17 protein-coding genes are annotated in these 15,351 nt (G+C 38.5%); 3 read left to right on the plus strand and 14 right to left on the minus strand.

Features of this window, described 5'->3' with window-relative positions:
- Positions 1 to 28 precede the first annotated feature (28 nt).
- On the minus strand, positions 29 to 943 hold the full coding sequence (locus EXE09_RS07420; RefSeq protein ID WP_068972981.1) for a DMT family transporter: 915 nt from the start codon (positions 941 to 943) through the stop codon (positions 29 to 31).
- A 186-nt stretch (positions 944 to 1,129) separates the two neighbouring features.
- Between EXE09_RS07420 and EXE09_RS07425 the strand changes: the two genes are divergently transcribed.
- A complete protein-coding gene (locus tag EXE09_RS07425) occupies positions 1,130 to 1,987 on the plus strand; it encodes a helix-turn-helix domain-containing protein (RefSeq protein ID WP_130116852.1) in 858 nt (285 codons plus the stop codon).
- 19 nt (positions 1,988 to 2,006) lie between these two features.
- Here EXE09_RS07425 and EXE09_RS07430 read toward each other — a convergent pair whose 3' ends face one another.
- The 5 genes from EXE09_RS07430 to EXE09_RS07450 form a co-directional block, all read right to left on the minus strand.
- Complete coding sequence (locus EXE09_RS07430) at positions 2,007 to 2,615, minus strand: alpha/beta fold hydrolase (RefSeq protein WP_087552586.1); 609 nt, start codon at positions 2,613 to 2,615, stop codon at positions 2,007 to 2,009.
- A 6-nt stretch (positions 2,616 to 2,621) separates the two neighbouring features.
- Positions 2,622 to 3,263 (minus strand): glutathione S-transferase family protein, encoded by a 642-nt coding sequence (locus EXE09_RS07435; RefSeq protein ID WP_130116853.1) that lies wholly within the window; start codon positions 3,261 to 3,263, stop codon positions 2,622 to 2,624.
- A 96-nt stretch (positions 3,264 to 3,359) separates the two neighbouring features.
- The gene (locus EXE09_RS07440; protein ID WP_130116854.1) at positions 3,360 to 3,758 is read right to left on the minus strand and encodes an OsmC family protein; all 399 of its coding nucleotides are present in this window, start codon (positions 3,756 to 3,758) and stop codon (positions 3,360 to 3,362) included.
- A gap of 49 nt (positions 3,759 to 3,807) precedes the next feature.
- Positions 3,808 to 4,755, minus strand: coding sequence for a pirin family protein (locus tag EXE09_RS07445; RefSeq protein WP_130116855.1), 948 nt, complete (start codon positions 4,753 to 4,755; stop codon positions 3,808 to 3,810).
- A 229-nt stretch (positions 4,756 to 4,984) separates the two neighbouring features.
- Positions 4,985 to 5,596, minus strand: coding sequence for a TetR/AcrR family transcriptional regulator (locus tag EXE09_RS07450; RefSeq protein WP_228257184.1), 612 nt, complete (start codon positions 5,594 to 5,596; stop codon positions 4,985 to 4,987).
- Positions 5,597 to 5,691: 95 nt separating this feature from the next.
- On the opposite strand from EXE09_RS07450, the gene EXE09_RS07455 reads away from it, so the two are divergent.
- Positions 5,692 to 7,158: a carotenoid oxygenase family protein gene (locus EXE09_RS07455; RefSeq protein ID WP_130116857.1), complete on the plus strand. Its 1,467-nt coding sequence runs from the start codon at positions 5,692 to 5,694 to the stop codon at positions 7,156 to 7,158.
- Between the two features lie 14 nt (positions 7,159 to 7,172).
- The gene (locus tag EXE09_RS07460) at positions 7,173 to 7,655 is read left to right on the plus strand and encodes a GFA family protein (RefSeq protein WP_130116858.1); all 483 of its coding nucleotides are present in this window, start codon (positions 7,173 to 7,175) and stop codon (positions 7,653 to 7,655) included.
- Positions 7,656 to 7,883: 228 nt separating this feature from the next.
- Here EXE09_RS07460 and EXE09_RS07465 read toward each other — a convergent pair whose 3' ends face one another.
- The 8 genes from EXE09_RS07465 to guaB form a co-directional block, all read right to left on the minus strand.
- Positions 7,884 to 8,162, minus strand: a complete 279-nt coding sequence (locus tag EXE09_RS07465) for a DUF2798 domain-containing protein (protein ID WP_130116859.1) — start codon at positions 8,160 to 8,162, stop codon at positions 7,884 to 7,886.
- On the minus strand, positions 8,152 to 8,469 hold the full coding sequence (locus EXE09_RS07470; RefSeq protein ID WP_130116860.1) for a DUF3861 domain-containing protein: 318 nt from the start codon (positions 8,467 to 8,469) through the stop codon (positions 8,152 to 8,154). Before EXE09_RS07470 ends, EXE09_RS07465 begins: the two co-directional genes overlap by 11 nt.
- 18 nt (positions 8,470 to 8,487) lie before the next feature.
- Entirely contained in the window at positions 8,488 to 8,883 is a 396-nt protein-coding gene (locus EXE09_RS07475; protein WP_130116861.1) for a transcriptional repressor, read from the minus strand.
- Positions 8,884 to 8,923: 40 nt separating this feature from the next.
- On the minus strand, positions 8,924 to 9,457 hold the full coding sequence (locus tag EXE09_RS07480) for a PadR family transcriptional regulator (protein WP_130116862.1): 534 nt from the start codon (positions 9,455 to 9,457) through the stop codon (positions 8,924 to 8,926).
- Positions 9,458 to 9,659: 202 nt separating this feature from the next.
- Entirely contained in the window at positions 9,660 to 11,363 is a 1,704-nt protein-coding gene (gene recJ, locus EXE09_RS07485) for a single-stranded-DNA-specific exonuclease RecJ (protein ID WP_130116863.1), read from the minus strand.
- 25 nt (positions 11,364 to 11,388) lie between these two features.
- Positions 11,389 to 12,045 carry a pyridoxamine 5'-phosphate oxidase gene (gene pdxH, locus EXE09_RS07490; RefSeq protein ID WP_087552598.1) on the minus strand — a complete coding sequence of 219 codons (657 nt, stop codon included), beginning with the start codon at positions 12,043 to 12,045 and terminating at the stop codon, positions 11,389 to 11,391.
- Between the two features lie 139 nt (positions 12,046 to 12,184).
- Complete coding sequence (gene glmM, locus EXE09_RS07495) at positions 12,185 to 13,516, minus strand: phosphoglucosamine mutase (RefSeq protein ID WP_130116864.1); 1,332 nt, start codon at positions 13,514 to 13,516, stop codon at positions 12,185 to 12,187.
- Positions 13,517 to 13,688: 172 nt separating this feature from the next.
- Positions 13,689 to 15,155 carry an IMP dehydrogenase gene (guaB, locus tag EXE09_RS07500; RefSeq protein WP_130116865.1) on the minus strand — a complete coding sequence of 489 codons (1,467 nt, stop codon included), beginning with the start codon at positions 15,153 to 15,155 and terminating at the stop codon, positions 13,689 to 13,691.
- Between the last annotated feature and the right edge of the window lie 196 nt (positions 15,156 to 15,351).

A 15,351-nucleotide genomic window follows, 5' to 3' on the forward strand; every position in this document is an offset into this window, starting at 1 on the left:
TTTATCTAAATTTTATTTTCATTATAAATCATACCTTTCTTGATTCGCCTTGATGAGAATTCAACTTACTTAGCCATTTAGGTTGTGCAAATAAAATGTAATTTCCAAATAAAATTAAAAATACGCCGATACATGACAATGTATACCAATGATAATTTTCCCAAATTGTTGAAATACTGAGTGCAACCAATGGAAATAATAATGTGCTATATGCTGCCTTGCCTGCCCCAATGCGTCCAATCAAAATAAAATACAGAGTAAAGCCAATGATGGTTCCAAAGATACTCAAATAACCTAAAGCAAATAAGCCTTGTAGCGTGATAGTCGGGAAAAAATCTTGCTGGGTTATCAAGCCAATCAAAAGCATCGTCACACTTCCATACAACATGCCATAAGCATTGGTACTCAAAACATCAAGCCCTCTTTTTTGGTGTCGAATACTGATCATATTCCCTAATGAAAATCCATAGGTTCCCAACATGCATAAACCAATTCCAAGCAGAATTTTTGAATTTAAATGAGCCGTAAAAAGATCATGCCAAAATAATGCAACAATTCCTGCAAGTCCCAAAATGGAGGCAGGTATAAAATAGAAAGATATTTTCTGTTGGAAAAATAATTTATTGTTAAATGCGTTAAATAAAATAGCCATAGAAAAAATGACGGATTCTAGCCCACTATTGATATATGCGACTGCGCTATAAAAACAAATAAAATTGAATCCAAAAATGCAAAGACCTTGCAATGCACAAAATAAATGATCCCAGAGATTCAAAGCCTTAAGTTTTTTAGTGAGCAATAAGCCGATAAAAATAATCATTGCAGCGATCAAGAAGCGCCAGAACACACCAATGACTGGGCTAAACTGACCATGTTGTAATTTAATCGCAATCCATGTGGTTCCCCAAATGATGACCACTGAAAAATACAACAAAACATTCATAAACTTTCTCGAAGATGCGCTAAGAGTTTTAGTTTGCTTGCTTGAGCAAAAACTCTCCATCATATTCTTGTGGTCACTTTCACAATCTTGCTATTTTCTTTGCTTATTTTTGTTTATTGTGAAAACAGTCGCTAAAATCTAACCAAACAGATTGTTGTCATAATCATTTTAAGACCATGTGATGATATGAAATACAAAACGCTTGAAATACTACAACTGCACAATGCCCAACTGATTGACACAGTTCATATCGGTTCAGGGATGCAAATGGCTGCATGGTCAAATCAAAAAGATAATGTCAGCGTTTGTAGTAATCATCACACCTTAAGCCTTTATATTCGAGGTGGCTATGAAAGTTATCGAAAGACTTCTACAGGTTGGAGAAATGGTGGTGCACCAGATCGATTTTGTCTAATGCCACAAGGCTTAGAATCGACTTGGGATGTCCGAGATCACTTAAGTTTTGTGCATTTATATTATACAGATCAGCACTTAAAAAATATTGCTGTGAAAATATGGGATAAAGAACCCTCTCAGATTCAACTAAACGAAAAAGACTTTATTCAGGACCCATTGGTCAGTGCGACTTATCGTCATTTTTTATTAAATGGACAGTGGCAAGATCAAGAAAATCAATTACAGTTTAGTTCAGCAGCCAATCTATTATTGAACCATTTAATTCAAAATTACAGTAGTGTTCAATGGAGACTTCCCTATGTTTCGGGTGGTTTAGCACCACACATTTTAAGGACTGTTTTGGAATGGATCGAACAACATTTACATCTATCAATCAGTATTGCAGATCTTGCTCATCAAGCAAATCTGAGTGAATACCATTTTGCTCATATGTTTAAGCAATCTACAGGACAATCACCACATCAATATGTATTACACACACGCCTAAAAAGAGCCCATGAATTGATTTTAAATAGTCATTTAGAACTAATCGAAATTGCTTTAAGTTGTGGATTTAGTTCAGCAAGTCACTTCAGCACACGATTTAAACAGCATTTTGGCTATATACCGTCTCAATTACGTAAATAAATTTAATGCGATATACCTTTTATTTTGCCTCTTCTATTTTTTCTAAAAATTTCTGAATGATTTGAGTTAATTGATTAGCATGAGTAAAAGCTAAATCATGTTGCCCATTTTCAATCACATGCAGTTCTGAAATCACAATCTTGCCATGTAAATATTGCCCCACTGCCACGGGGCTAATCGGATCAGCATCACCCCAAATCAATAACACAGGACAGTCAATTTTATAAAGCTGTTCATCTAAAAAGATGTGCGGACGAACGAACCAATCAGGCACAGAGAAGTTTAGTTGATAATCCTCTCTCCAATCCGCCACATCAAATGGGCTTAAGTCGATACCACCTGATGTCGCGACCAAGACTACAGCTTCAATCAATTCTGGCTTTTGCAATGCCGCTTGCACCGCAAAAATTCCACCCATTGATTGCGCAATGATGACTGAGGGTTGTTGAATTTGATCTAGAACATAACTCTGCAAATCTTTGAAATTGTGTACATCGACATGATCGGGATAACCACCAAAACTGGGATAAGCGATTACTGTCTTTTCTCCAGTCACAACGAGTTTTTCTGCAACAGGGCGCCAAAATTCAGTATTTCCAGATGCACCAGGTAAAAAGATCAAATTCATTGGGTACTAAAAACCACTTTTTGCTTTAGCATTTTGAAATGCGGGACGCTGTTGAATACGGTCAGCATATTCTTTTAATAAGGGATATTTCCCTGCCACACGCTCTTGCAAAGCGACGATCGGAAAACTCATTTGAATATCTGCAAAAGAAAAATCCCCTGCAAAATAATCATGTTTGGTTAAATGACTTTCTAAGAATGGAATGTGATCTGCCAAACGAGGATTAATAAATCCTGCTTTTAAGCCTTCAGTAATCTTCTTTGCAACAGGTTTAATAATAAAAGGCACATGCTTGGGTACATTGCTCAATACCAAGTTAAACACCAATAAAGGCATCAAAGAACCTTCTGCATAGTGCATCCAATAATTGTATTGCATCAGATCTTTGGGTTCGTGAGGTTTGAATTTATTTTCAGTGTCATAAGTGTTTTGTAAATAATCCAAAATCACCGCAGATTCAGCAATAACCAAATCACCATCGGTTAATACGGGCGCTTTACCTAAAGGATGAATCTGTTTGAGTTCAGGTGGCGCAGCAAAAGTCGGTAAGCGTTTATAATATTTGACTTGATATTCGACACCTAACTCTTCCAACGCCCACAAAATCCTCAGAGAACGTGACTGTTCCAAATGATGTAACGTAATCATTGTTATTGCCTCTATTATTTTGCATTGACTATAAGCGATTATGATAAAAAAAGGCATCTTGTTTTTACAAAATGCCTTTTCATTGAATATAGAAAATCAAATAATTGACGTATTAATTTCCACACTACGCAACAAAGTTTTGGTCACAGGTGTTTTCTGACAAATATCCAAAACCTTCTGATGTAATTCTTCAGTTAAAGGTTGAGCAAATGACAAACGACGTTCGATCCATTCCTGACCTTCTTTATTGGCATTAAAATCTGCTTTAACTTGAAACTCACCCAAATCAAAACCTTTGTGTTCCGCATACATACGCAAGGTAATCATGGTACAAGAAATCAAGCCTGAACAAATAAAATCATACGGTGCTAAACCTTTGTCCTGCCCACCAAAAGATTCAGGTTTATCGGTAATCAAATGATGCTTACCACTGCTTACCTCTCCAGACCACGGTTCAGGCAAGCTTTTTACTTGAGCTTGTGCAATAACAGCCATATTATTTTCCTTATCTGAATTCATTATTTAAATGAGCGATGTAAATGACTTACTTCGATGGACGCATTTTTTCAGGGAATGCTGGAGCTTCTAAACGTGCACCCTCATAATCAGGAATCGTGCCAAAACGTGCATCGTGATTGATCCATTGCTCAGTCGCAATTTTCAATTCTTCCTGAGTACGACCCACCAAATTCCACCATAGCAAAATTGGGGACTCAAACGGTTCACCACCGATCAACAATAGACGTGAGCCTTGCGGTAACTCCACCTCAATTTGAGAAACACCTGGCTCTAACACCACCATGTTATCGCTATTCAAAGTATGACCATTGACTATCGCATCACCTTCCAATGCAAGGAATCCATATTCATATTTAGGATTTAAAGGAATCACAGATTTGGTCGATTCTTTGGCAAAAAAATCGATCCCAAGTAATTCAGTATGGACTTTGACAGGTGAATGTTTACCCAAAAAATCACCGACTAATACGGTAAATTCAATATTGTCTTTTTCGACAATCGGCAATTCTTGGTAATGATCAAACTGCGGTGCCATATTGATTTTGTCGTCTGGTAAAGCAATCCATAATTGCGCAGCATGCATTTTGGTTTCAGTATTTGGCGCAACCTCAGTATGTGAAATACCATAACCTGCGGTCATTAAATTGACCTGTTTCGGGCGAATGAGTTGCTTAGAACCGATGCTATCGGTATGCATCAATGTGCCTTCAATCATCCATGTAAATGTTTGCAAACCGATATGCGGATGCGGTCCTACATCTAAGCCATCACCTTGTGAAAAGTCCACTGGACCTGCATGATCAAGAAAACACCAAGCGCCGATCATACGCTTTTGGCGACTCGGTAAAGCACGTTTAATGACGGTGCCTTTGCCTATTTCCGCAGCGCGAATAGGAAAATCTTGAATAAATTGATTCACATATTTTTCGCAATCATCTGAATGGGAAAGTTCGGTAAAATTGGTATTGGTCATTTTATTATCCTAAAGTTGTTCATCAGTCTAGGATGTCTATTCAACATCTTTTGTACTTTAATTACTTGAATTGATCATAAAGAATCAATTTGCGTCGAACCATCACTATCTTAATACGCTGAATACCATCTATAGGACAATGATAATTTTGCTTTTTGTTGTAAATCATCAGATAACATTCTGTCAGTACCAGAATAAAGCCATTTCTAAAACCATCAAGTCAAGAGCATCACTCAGTTTTTAAAGTCTCCAAAACCTGATCAATCATATTGTCACGTTCAAGATCAGACAGATCATCAAACTGACCATCCACCAATAAATGGCTTAAACCATGCACCACACTCCATGATTTAACCGCAAGCACTTTGGCTTTGGCGTCATCTACAGACACATTTAAAGTATTGGCAATCGCATATAACATTCCTGTATAAGCCAAATTTGCCATCGCTTTTAAGTTTTCATCGGCTTGGCTCACAGTAAAACGCCCGTACATTAAACGAAACAGTGCAGGATACTGCATGGTAAAAGCAATATATTGTTTACCTGACAAAATAAAACCTTGCCTACTGTCCTCCGAGTTTTGAATCGCCTGACCTTGAAGCGTTAATAATTGTTCAAAGCCATGAATCGCCATGGCAATTAATAATTCTTCTTTATTGGCAAAATGCCGATAAACGGAATTTGCCGACACGCCAATAATTCGGGTCAATTCACGCATACTGAACTCAGTGCCCTGCGAAGACTCCAATAAAATCAAGCCCTGCGTCAATAAAGTTTCACGCAGATTGCCATGATGATAAGTCGTGACCGAATCGTGGATTTTTTTATTCAATGTTGACACCGTAAACATTAATATTATAAATTAAATGTGACTACTGTACACATTGCACAAATTATACGAAACAAGCAATAAAAACTCAAAAAGGATGCAGAATTATGTCAAGTTTCATGAATAACTTAGCCAATAACCGCTTGGCTATGGGAACACTGAATTTCTTTGCCGAACTTGCAAAAAAGCGCATCCCCTATGTGGATGATAACCCCTTTCTCAAAGGTCCTTTTGCACCTGTCGCTGAATCATTTCATCACGATTTCAATGTCATTGGCACGATTCCAAAACAGCTTGATGGTCTCTTTTTACGCATGGGACCGAACCCATTAGAAGTGAAAAATCCTACACTTTATAATTGGTTTATTGGCGATGGTATGGTGCATGGACTACGCCTCAAAGATGGACAAACCTTATGGTGTAAAAGTCGCTATGTCGGCACACATCAGGTTCATGACAAATTAAAACGTCCTCGCATCGAAGGCAATCCACGTGGTGTGGCAGACATTACCAATACCAATATTATTGGTCATGCAGGAAAAATTTGGACCATTGTAGAAGCAGGACCACTTCCTGTTGAAATGGATGCCGAGCTGAACAGTGTCCGTTATCGTTTATTTAATGATGATGAAAAATTTGCATTTTCAGCACATCCACACAAAGACCATGAAACAGGTGAATTACATGCGATTTGCTACGATGCTTTGGTGATGAATCAAATTCATTATCACGTGATTAATCAAGATGGAAAACTGATAAACCGTGTCAGCATTCCTGTACAGCATGGTCCAATGATGCATGACTGTAATATGACCGCAAGTAAAATGGTAATTTTTGATTTGCCGATTACATTCTCAATTTCCAATATCATGCGTGGTGCCGATTTCCCTTATCAGTGGAATGAAAAACATCAAGCAAGAATTGGTTTATTACCTAAAAATGGCAATGCCAAAGACATTCGTTGGTTCAAAGTCGATCCATGCTTTATTTTCCATAGTTGTAATGCTTATGATTTGGAAAATGGTGATGTGATTTTAGATGCTGCGGTGCATGACGAAACCTTTAAAAACACCATTCAAGGTCCATCAGATGGTCAGGTGGTACGTTTTGAACGTTGGCATCTGCAATATGCAACAGGTGAAATTAAGCGTACAGTCATTTCTGCAACACCTCAGGAATTCCCTCGTTTTGATGAGCGTTTGGCAGGTAAATCTTATCGTTATGCTTATACGATTACTTTAGGCGAAGAAGGTATACCGGGCAATCCAACCGATATTCAAGCAAATTATTTGTTAAAACATGATTTAGAATCGAATGAAACCACACAACATTTTTATGGTGAGGGTTATGTGACAGGTGAAGTGATTTTTATTCCAAATTCTGATGCTCATGGCGAAGATGAAGGTTGGTTAATCTCTTATGTACATTCAATCGAATGCAAAAACAGTAAAGTGGTGATTTTGGATGCCAAAGATATTACAAAGGAGCCTGTGGCGATCATTGAACTGCCGACACATATTCCTTTAGGTTTTCATTCCAATTGGGTGAATCAAGCGGACTTAGATGTAAAGTAGGAGAATAAAAAAATATGGAAAATACACTAATCATTCAACAGGGGCGTTGTACATGTGGGCAATCCTCTTTTAGTGTCGATGGTACGCCACTGATTCGATTTATTTGCCACTGTCGTATTTGCCAAGACCTTTATCAAAAGCCTTTTGCCGATGTTGTGATTTTCCCTGAAAATGCGGTCAAATTGCAAACCACTGAATCGGTTGAATTTAAGAAGTTTCGTGCACCACCTGCGGTCAATCGTGGCATTTGTAAGTCCTGTGCAAAACCTGTGTTCGGTGTGATGTGGGTTGCGCCATTTACACGATTTGCATTTGTTCCTGCGATGAATTTAGCAGATTCTTCTCAACTGCCTGAACCTGTAGGACATGTGTTTTATCATCGCCATGTTGAGGAAATGTATGATGGTATGCCGAAAATCAGTGGCTATGTGGCGAGTCAATTGTTTTTATCGCAGAAGATTTGTATGAGCATGGTATTACAGAAATTTTCATCATAATGATCAATAAAAAAGCCTGACATCCTGTCAGGCTTTTTTACGTATTTGATGCTTTGGTCTGACTCCTGTCGAACCTGCACTTCCTTTGCTGTCTTTTATTATTTTTTCTGGAGCATCCTGCTCTCTATGTCCCCATGATAAGAAATTGATGTTGATCTGTATATGCGACAAATCCCTAAATCTTTGTACGCTTAAGCTTACACCGACATGACTCATTGCATCATAAAATTATTTCGTTGGAAGTGATAAATCAACCACCAAAGCAGTAAAACGACGTACTAAAGGTAAGAAAATCATCACGGTGGGAAATGCAACCAACCATGAAAATAGCCAGATTCCCAACCATTGACTAAAAAAGCCATCAAACCAACCGATATTTTTCCATAAATTAAGCATGGAAATTGTGCCACTCATCAGCCCAGAAAGGAGCAATGGCATAATGATACCTGCATACTTGGCAGGAAGTTTTGGGATTCGCCTGATCATCATTGCAGATTTATCTCGCATTCAACTCAGCTCTTTGCTTTACCTGTTGCTTCATATTTTTCATAAACTGTAAAATGGCAGGCTCTAGGTCTTTGAATAGAATATGATCTCTATGCATAAGCATTACTTCTAAAAACAATTTCAAACCAATCGCAAAAGCTTTGGTGGTTTCCTCATCAAAAAAATCAGCTGCAGTTAAACGTTCTACAATTTTAAAAATATCATCATGATTGCCAACATTAAATTCAATGTTTTCATCATAAGTTGATGGATTGCCTTTAGCATCGGCAAGATGCTGAACGGTCACATGGTATTGATGTTGCTTCATATTTATACTCTTTTCATTTCAATGGGATGTATGACCAAATTCAATATCAACCACATCGACATTGAATGACTGAAATACATGTACGAGAGATTCAATCAACGATTCTTTATTCACTTCTGCTAAGGCAGAACATTGAATATTCAAAGCACCCATATCTGACAATTCTGGAACTGCATATTTGGTATCACTTCGACCCTGCTGTTTTTGAATGATTAATCCTGATTTTTCTAAGTCGCACACCACACGGTAAATTGTTGAAAGACTCACTTTTTGCTGTGTTAAATAAAGTTGCTGATAGATTTGCTTTGCTGTTAGCTGTTCATTTCTGTCTAAAAGTACTTTTAAAACAGCAACCCGTGCTTGAGTGACTTTTAAATGTACCTGATGCAATTTCTGTTGGATCTGAATACTCATATTCACCTCAGTTCGTTAAAACATCGTGCTCAACACTATGTTATAAACGCCCGATTTCCACCGCAGCTTGATCTATTTTTTCCGCGATTTGTCGCACCTGTTCAGAGTCAAAATCATTATTTTTCAGCTTTAATCGTAATGCTGTTTTTAAATTTTCCATTGCTCGGTGAATATCAAGAAGTTGATCATTTTCATGAATTTCACGACGTGTTTCTAAGCGCTCTAATAAATGATTAACTTGATCATTTTGTAATTGAAGATGTGTGTTTCCTGCTTCTGTAATGTGATATTGCTTACGATCACCCTCCGTCATCTGTGCTTGAACAAAGCCCATATCTTCTAACCAACTTAATGTTGGATAAATTGTGCCCGCACTTGGGCTATAACCACCACCGACTAAATCACTAATCTCTTTAATAATTTCATAACCATGTTTCGGCTGCTGTGCAATCAAATGAAGAACTAAAAGTTTCATTTTTCCAGACTCAAATAATCGACCACGACGTCCGCCATGTCCTCGTTCTGCATGTTCATGACGTTCAAAGTCATGCGATGAAAACTGGTCTGATTTCATAAGAACTCCACAGCAATGTGATTAATTAATGACAACTAAGACATATCTTAATATATCTTTGAGCAATAAATATTTTACATAATAAGTTTAATATCATGATAAATAATGAATTTTTAATTCAATACTACGATATATCTTAATTCATAAAGATATAAAAAAAGGACGCTTAACGTCCTCATTATTCAACATCAACTTGTTTGAATTATGAATCTAAATACAACATTTTAAGTTGCAAACTCACTCTGCCATTAAATTGATTCTTATCCAATTCATAAACAATATGCACCGTACTTTGAGTTGGATCAAAATTAAATTTATTCAAAGCATTAAAGGCAATTGCATCGACCATTTGACCATTGCCCAAAGCCAACCGTAACTTCAAATGCACATCTTTCAGCCAACGATGTTCAGCAACTTTAAATCGCCCTTCAAACACAGGCGCAGGGAATTTTTGTCCCCAAGGACCCAATGCCTCAAGTGTATCTACCGTTTCAATCTGAAAAGCTTCAGTCGGTAATTCACCATCTGTCCATAAAGTCGCTTGAAACAATTCATCATCCGACTGCGCAATTAGTTCAGTGAACAAGGCTTTAAATTCTTCAAAATGCTGTTTTTGAATGGTTAAACCTGCCGCTGCTACGTGACCACCAAAATGACTGATCAAATGCGGATGTTGTTCGGCAACTTTTTCAATACTGTCACGGATGTGAATCCCATCAATTGAACGTGCTGAACCTTTGATATGAATCCCATCATCATCAGCGGCAAAGACGATACTCGGACGATGAAACTGTTCTTTTAAACGCCCAGCGACAATTCCAATCACGCCTTGATGCCAATGTTGTTCAAACATTACCAAAGCAGCAGGTAGGTTTTCTTGATCAAGCTGTAGGTTTTCCAACTCGGTCAATGCTTCCTGTTTAATTTGGGTTTCAACCTGACGGCGTTCTAAATTCAAATCATTGAGTTGACGTGCAAAAGCATGAGCAGTCTGCATATCAGAAGCCAATAGACATTCAATCCCGATGTCCATGGTATCCATACGCCCTGCGGCATTGATTCGAGGCCCTAAGACAAAACCCAAATCAGAGGCTTTCAACTCTGTAGGATCACGTCCTGCAATATCGAGTAATGCACTGATGCCTGCACGACATTGATTTTGCTGAATCCGTTTTACCCCTGCATCCACAAGGATACGATTGTTATAATCCAAACTTGCGACATCGGCATAGGTACCTAAAGCCACCAAGTCTAAATACTGCGGCATTTTGGCAGTAGATTTACCCAATTTGGCACGATAACTACTTAAATTCGCCAAGAGATAAAATGCAACGCCCACCCCTGCCAAAGCCTTACTCGGAAACTCACAACCCAATTGATTGGGATTCACTACAGCTTCTGCTTTAGGCGTTTCTTTGGTGGTTAAATGGTGATCTGTAATAATGACTTGCATACCATGCGACTGCGCCTGTTCCACACCTGCATGACTGGAAATCCCATTATCCACCGTGATCAATAAATCAGGCTGATACGTTTCAAAGGCTAAGTCTGCAATTTTAGGCGTTAAACCATAACCATATTTAAAACGATCAGGAACGAGATATTGAACATTTGCGCCCATTTCACGCAATGCGAGTATCATCAAAGCGGTACTGGTTGCCCCATCAGCATCATAATCACCGACAATAACGATTTTTTGTTGCTGATCAATCGCTTGATCAATAATATGAATCGCTTGATCTAAGCCTTTCATTTTTGGTGCAAGTAGATATTTTAGCTTTAAATCGAGCTCTTGTTCAGACTGTACACCGCGTCGCGCCAATATTTCGGCAATAAAGGATGACACACCCTGAAAGGTTTCAGGGCGTGATAATAATGGGCGCTGTTTAATTTGAAGTTTTGACATTTTAAATGAATGCTTGGGAATATTTTTAAGGCATTAAACGCTGTAACTTCCAAAAACCATCTGTTTTTTCATAAGTTAAACGATCATGCAAACGGTTTGGACGACCTTGCCAAAACTCATAATAATCAGGCTCTAGACGATAGCCACCCCAGAATTCAGGTTTCGCTAATTCAGCTTTTTCAGCAACTCGGTCATGTAATTCTTGGAAACGTTGTTGTAATAACTCACGACTTTCAATCACACCACTTTGCGGAGTACTAATATGTGCAGCAATTTGGCTATCACGTGGGCGTTTGTGATAATAGTCTGTCGATTCTTCTAAAGAAATTTTCGTCACTTGCCCACTGACACGCACTTGTCGTTCTAATTCTGGCCAATAAAATAAGAGTTCAGCATAAGGATTAGCGGCTAAATCCAAACCTTTTTGACTGTCATAATTGGTATAAAAGTCATAACCTGCTTCTGTCGCACCACGCAGTAATACAGTACGAACATGCGGACGTCCTTGTGCATTGGCAGTCGCCAAAGACATCGCATAGGGTTCATGAAGTTTTGCTTCTAAAGCCAAATTAAACCAATTCAGAAACTGCTCATGTGGTTGCGTATCCACCTGTTCCTCATGTAGTTCACCTTTTTGATAAGTCAGACGAAGCTCACTTAAATCTTTAATCACATCACTCATGAACCTAAACCTTGCATTCTGCTCTTTCATCCAAAGAGGCTAAGGAAAATTGATCAAACAACTTATAAATTAAAAAGATTAGGGTCTGATAACAGACCCTAATTTTATTCTTTATTGAAAATAATAAAGGTCAAAATCATCAAACTGCATTTTTACGTACAGCATCTGCTAAATGATTTGCTAAATCAGTTACTTCTTGCAAATCATCGCCTTCTACCATAACACGGATAATCGGTTCAGTCCCTGATTTACGAATCAAAATTCGTCCACGACCTTTCAGTTGTGCTTCGACTTGATCAAATTCAGCGACCAATGCAGGAATCGAATAAGGGTCAAACATTTCTTCCAAACGGACATTCACCAAGACATTCGGTAGTACTTTAAAGTCTGCAACCAACTCGTCTAAAGCTTTATTTTGCTCAACCATCACTGTCAGTACTTGCAATGCTGCAATAATGGCGTCACCTGTGGTGCTCTTGTCTAAAGTCAAAATATGCCCTGATGGTTCGCCACCCGTCACCCAGTTGTTGTCTTCAAGATTCTGTAATACATAGCGGTCACCCACTTTGGCACGGACAAAAGGCACACCAGCTTTTTCAAGTGCCAATTCGAGTGCCATATTACTCATCACTGTACCGACAATCCCTGCTGGCTTTTGAGAAGCTTGAGTCGCAAGAATATAGAGAATATGGTCACCATCGACCAACTTACCATGACGATCAACTAAAACAACACGATCTGCATCACCATCAAAAGCCACACCAAGGTCAGCCTGATGTTCAATCACTGCTTTTTGTAAATTCTCAGGATGGGTTGAACCACAATCTTTATTGATATTTAAACCATCTGGCTCATTATAAAGTGCAATCACTTTTGCACCCAACTCACGGAATACAGCAGGACCGACGCTATAAGCCGCACCATTGGCACAATCCACCACAATTTTTAAATGGCGTAAATTGAAATGGTATGGGAAAGTTGATTTACAAAATTCGATATAACGACCATTGGCATCTTTAACGCGAACACTTTTACCCAAGTTCGCGGTGTCTTCGATTACGATGTCATTTTCAAGCTCTTTGTTAATGGCTTCTTGAATCGAGTCTGGCAGTTTTTTACCTTCATCTGAGAAGAATTTAATTCCATTATCAAAATATGGATTATGTGAAGCTGAAATCACGATACCTAAGTTGGCATGCAATGCACGGGTCAAATGTGCAATCGCAGGCGTTGGCAATGGACCAAGCAAATGTACATAAACACCTGCAGCATTTAAACCTGCTTGTAATGCTGCTTCTAAAATATACCCTGATAAACGTGTATCTTTACCTAAAACCACAATCGGTTTAGATTTTGGACTAATTTGTTTTAAAACTTTCCCTGCTGCAAACCCTAACTTAAGTGCAAATTCTGGGGTAATTGGGAGTTCACCAAATTTTCCACGAATCCCGTCTGTTCCAAAATAACTCATCTTTTACCCACTTATTATGTGTTACATAACGATTAATTTTTCAATTCAATTACTTTACACCAAAATAAAAAAGCCGTCATAAACTGACGGCTTTTTTCAATAAAAACACTACAAAAGGCTAAGCCATTCGATCATTTAACTAAACACTAAATGAAGCGAAAAGCGTGTAATATTAGCCTACACGGTAGTTTGGCGCTTCTTTGGTAATCGTTACATCATGCACATGTGATTCTTGCATACCCGCAGAGGTAATTTTCACAAATTTCGCATTTTGACGAAGATCTTCGATCGTAGAAGAACCTGTATAACCCATAGATGAACGTAAACCACCCATCATTTGATGCACAATATTGCCCATTGGACCTTTATAAGGCACACGACCTTCAATTCCTTCTGGAACAAGTTTCTCAGCACCCGCTTTAGAGTCTTGGAAATAACGATCCGCAGAACCTGTTGCACCTGCCATCGCACCCAAAGAACCCATACCACGGTAAGCTTTATAGTAACGACCTTGGAAGAATTCAACTTCACCAGGTGCTTCTTCAGTACCCGCCATCAATGAACCGACCATAATCGTACTTGCGCCAGCACCAATCGCTTTCGCCATATCGCCAGAGAAACGAATACCACCATCCGCGATTAAAGGAATTTGATCTTTTAATGCATTGGCAACACTATCAATCGCAGAGATTTGTGGCATACCAATACCAGCTACAATACGTGTTGTACAGATCGAACCAGGACCGATACCTACTTTAACCGCATCTGCACCTGCATCTAATAATGCTAAAGCAGCATCACCAGTTGCAATATTACCGCCGATCACTTGTACTTGTGGGAAGTTTGCTTTTACCCAACGTACACGTTCAATCACACCAGCAGAATGACCATGTGCTGTATCAACAACAATCGCATCTACACCAGCTTCAACCAATGCTTCCACACGGCTTGGAGTTTCCGCACCAGTACCGACTGCAGCACCAACACGTAAACGACCTAATTCATCTTTACAGCTATTTGGATAAAGTTCCGCTTTACGGAAATCCGTTACTGTAATTAAGCCTTTTAGTTCATTATTCGCACCAACAACAATCACTTTTTCAATGCGATTTTTTTGAAGTAATGCTTGGATATTTTCTTTAGATTCATTTTCACGAACAGTCACAAGACGATCTTGCCCTGTCATGATATTGCTGACAGGTTGTTCAAGATTGGTTTCAAAACGTGTATCACGTCCTGTCACAATACCGACAACTTTGCCATCTTTAACAACAGGTACACCACTGATATTGTTTGCTTGAGTAATTGCAATCAATTCACGTACAGTGGTTTCAGGGGTTACAGTGATTGGATCTTTCACCATGCCCGCTTCGAATTTTTTAACACGGCGTACTTCTGCAGCTTGAGCAGCAATATCCATGTTTTTATGTAGAATACCGATACCACCATTTTGCGCCATCGCAATCGCCATACGTGACTCAGTCACAGTATCCATTGCTGCTGAAACCATAGGAATATTCAGTTGAATGCCGCGGGTAAGGCGTGTCTTTAGAGAGACATCTTTTGGAAGGACTGTTGAATAGGCAGGGAGTAATAAGACATCATCAAAGGTTAGGGCTTCTTGAACGATGGTCAACATAACAGGCTCGCTGGTAATTTCCGTGAGCTATTATATACAAATTTCAGTTTAAATTTCATTTTTTATTATCAGGAATTCTTTGATTCTTTATTTTACTTAAATTTTCAGGCGCTTATTCAAAATAATAAATGAATTATAAATGAGTTTTGATAGTACCAAGCCAGATTTATAATTCATCTGAGAACCTAAATACATC

The organism is Acinetobacter sp. WCHAc060025, from assembly GCF_004209355.1.
Taxonomy (GTDB): Bacteria; Pseudomonadota; Gammaproteobacteria; order Pseudomonadales; family Moraxellaceae; genus Acinetobacter; species Acinetobacter wuhouensis.

What these genes read in the sequence shown, in the direction of transcription:
- EXE09_RS07430 (WP_087552586.1), bottom strand. Translation starts at nt 2,615, where the DNA reads ATGAATTTGATCTTTTTACCTGGTGCATCTGGAAATACTGAATTTTGG.
- EXE09_RS07475 (WP_130116861.1), bottom strand. Translation starts at nt 8,883, where the DNA reads ATGAGTATTCAGATCCAACAGAAATTGCATCAGGTACATTTAAAAGTC.
- EXE09_RS07470 (WP_130116860.1), bottom strand. Translation starts at nt 8,469, where the DNA reads ATGAAGCAACATCAATACCATGTGACCGTTCAGCATCTTGCCGATGCT.
- EXE09_RS07420 (WP_068972981.1), bottom strand. Translation starts at nt 943, where the DNA reads ATGAATGTTTTGTTGTATTTTTCAGTGGTCATCATTTGGGGAACCACA.
- EXE09_RS07425 (WP_130116852.1), top strand. Translation starts at nt 1,130, where the DNA reads ATGAAATACAAAACGCTTGAAATACTACAACTGCACAATGCCCAACTG.
- recJ (WP_130116863.1), bottom strand. Translation starts at nt 11,363, where the DNA reads ATGTCAAAACTTCAAATTAAACAGCGCCCATTATTATCACGCCCTGAA.
- EXE09_RS07465 (WP_130116859.1), bottom strand. Translation starts at nt 8,162, where the DNA reads ATGCGAGATAAATCTGCAATGATGATCAGGCGAATCCCAAAACTTCCT.
- EXE09_RS07455 (WP_130116857.1), top strand. Translation starts at nt 5,692, where the DNA reads ATGTCAAGTTTCATGAATAACTTAGCCAATAACCGCTTGGCTATGGGA.
- pdxH (WP_087552598.1), bottom strand. Translation starts at nt 12,045, where the DNA reads ATGAGTGATGTGATTAAAGATTTAAGTGAGCTTCGTCTGACTTATCAA.
- EXE09_RS07460 (WP_130116858.1), top strand. Translation starts at nt 7,173, where the DNA reads ATGGAAAATACACTAATCATTCAACAGGGGCGTTGTACATGTGGGCAA.
- EXE09_RS07440 (WP_130116854.1), bottom strand. Translation starts at nt 3,758, where the DNA reads ATGGCTGTTATTGCACAAGCTCAAGTAAAAAGCTTGCCTGAACCGTGG.
- EXE09_RS07445 (WP_130116855.1), bottom strand. Translation starts at nt 4,755, where the DNA reads ATGACCAATACCAATTTTACCGAACTTTCCCATTCAGATGATTGCGAA.
- glmM (WP_130116864.1), bottom strand. Translation starts at nt 13,516, where the DNA reads ATGAGTTATTTTGGAACAGACGGGATTCGTGGAAAATTTGGTGAACTC.
- guaB (WP_130116865.1), bottom strand. Translation starts at nt 15,155, where the DNA reads ATGTTGACCATCGTTCAAGAAGCCCTAACCTTTGATGATGTCTTATTA.
- EXE09_RS07435 (WP_130116853.1), bottom strand. Translation starts at nt 3,263, where the DNA reads ATGATTACGTTACATCATTTGGAACAGTCACGTTCTCTGAGGATTTTG.
- EXE09_RS07480 (WP_130116862.1), bottom strand. Translation starts at nt 9,457, where the DNA reads ATGAAATCAGACCAGTTTTCATCGCATGACTTTGAACGTCATGAACAT.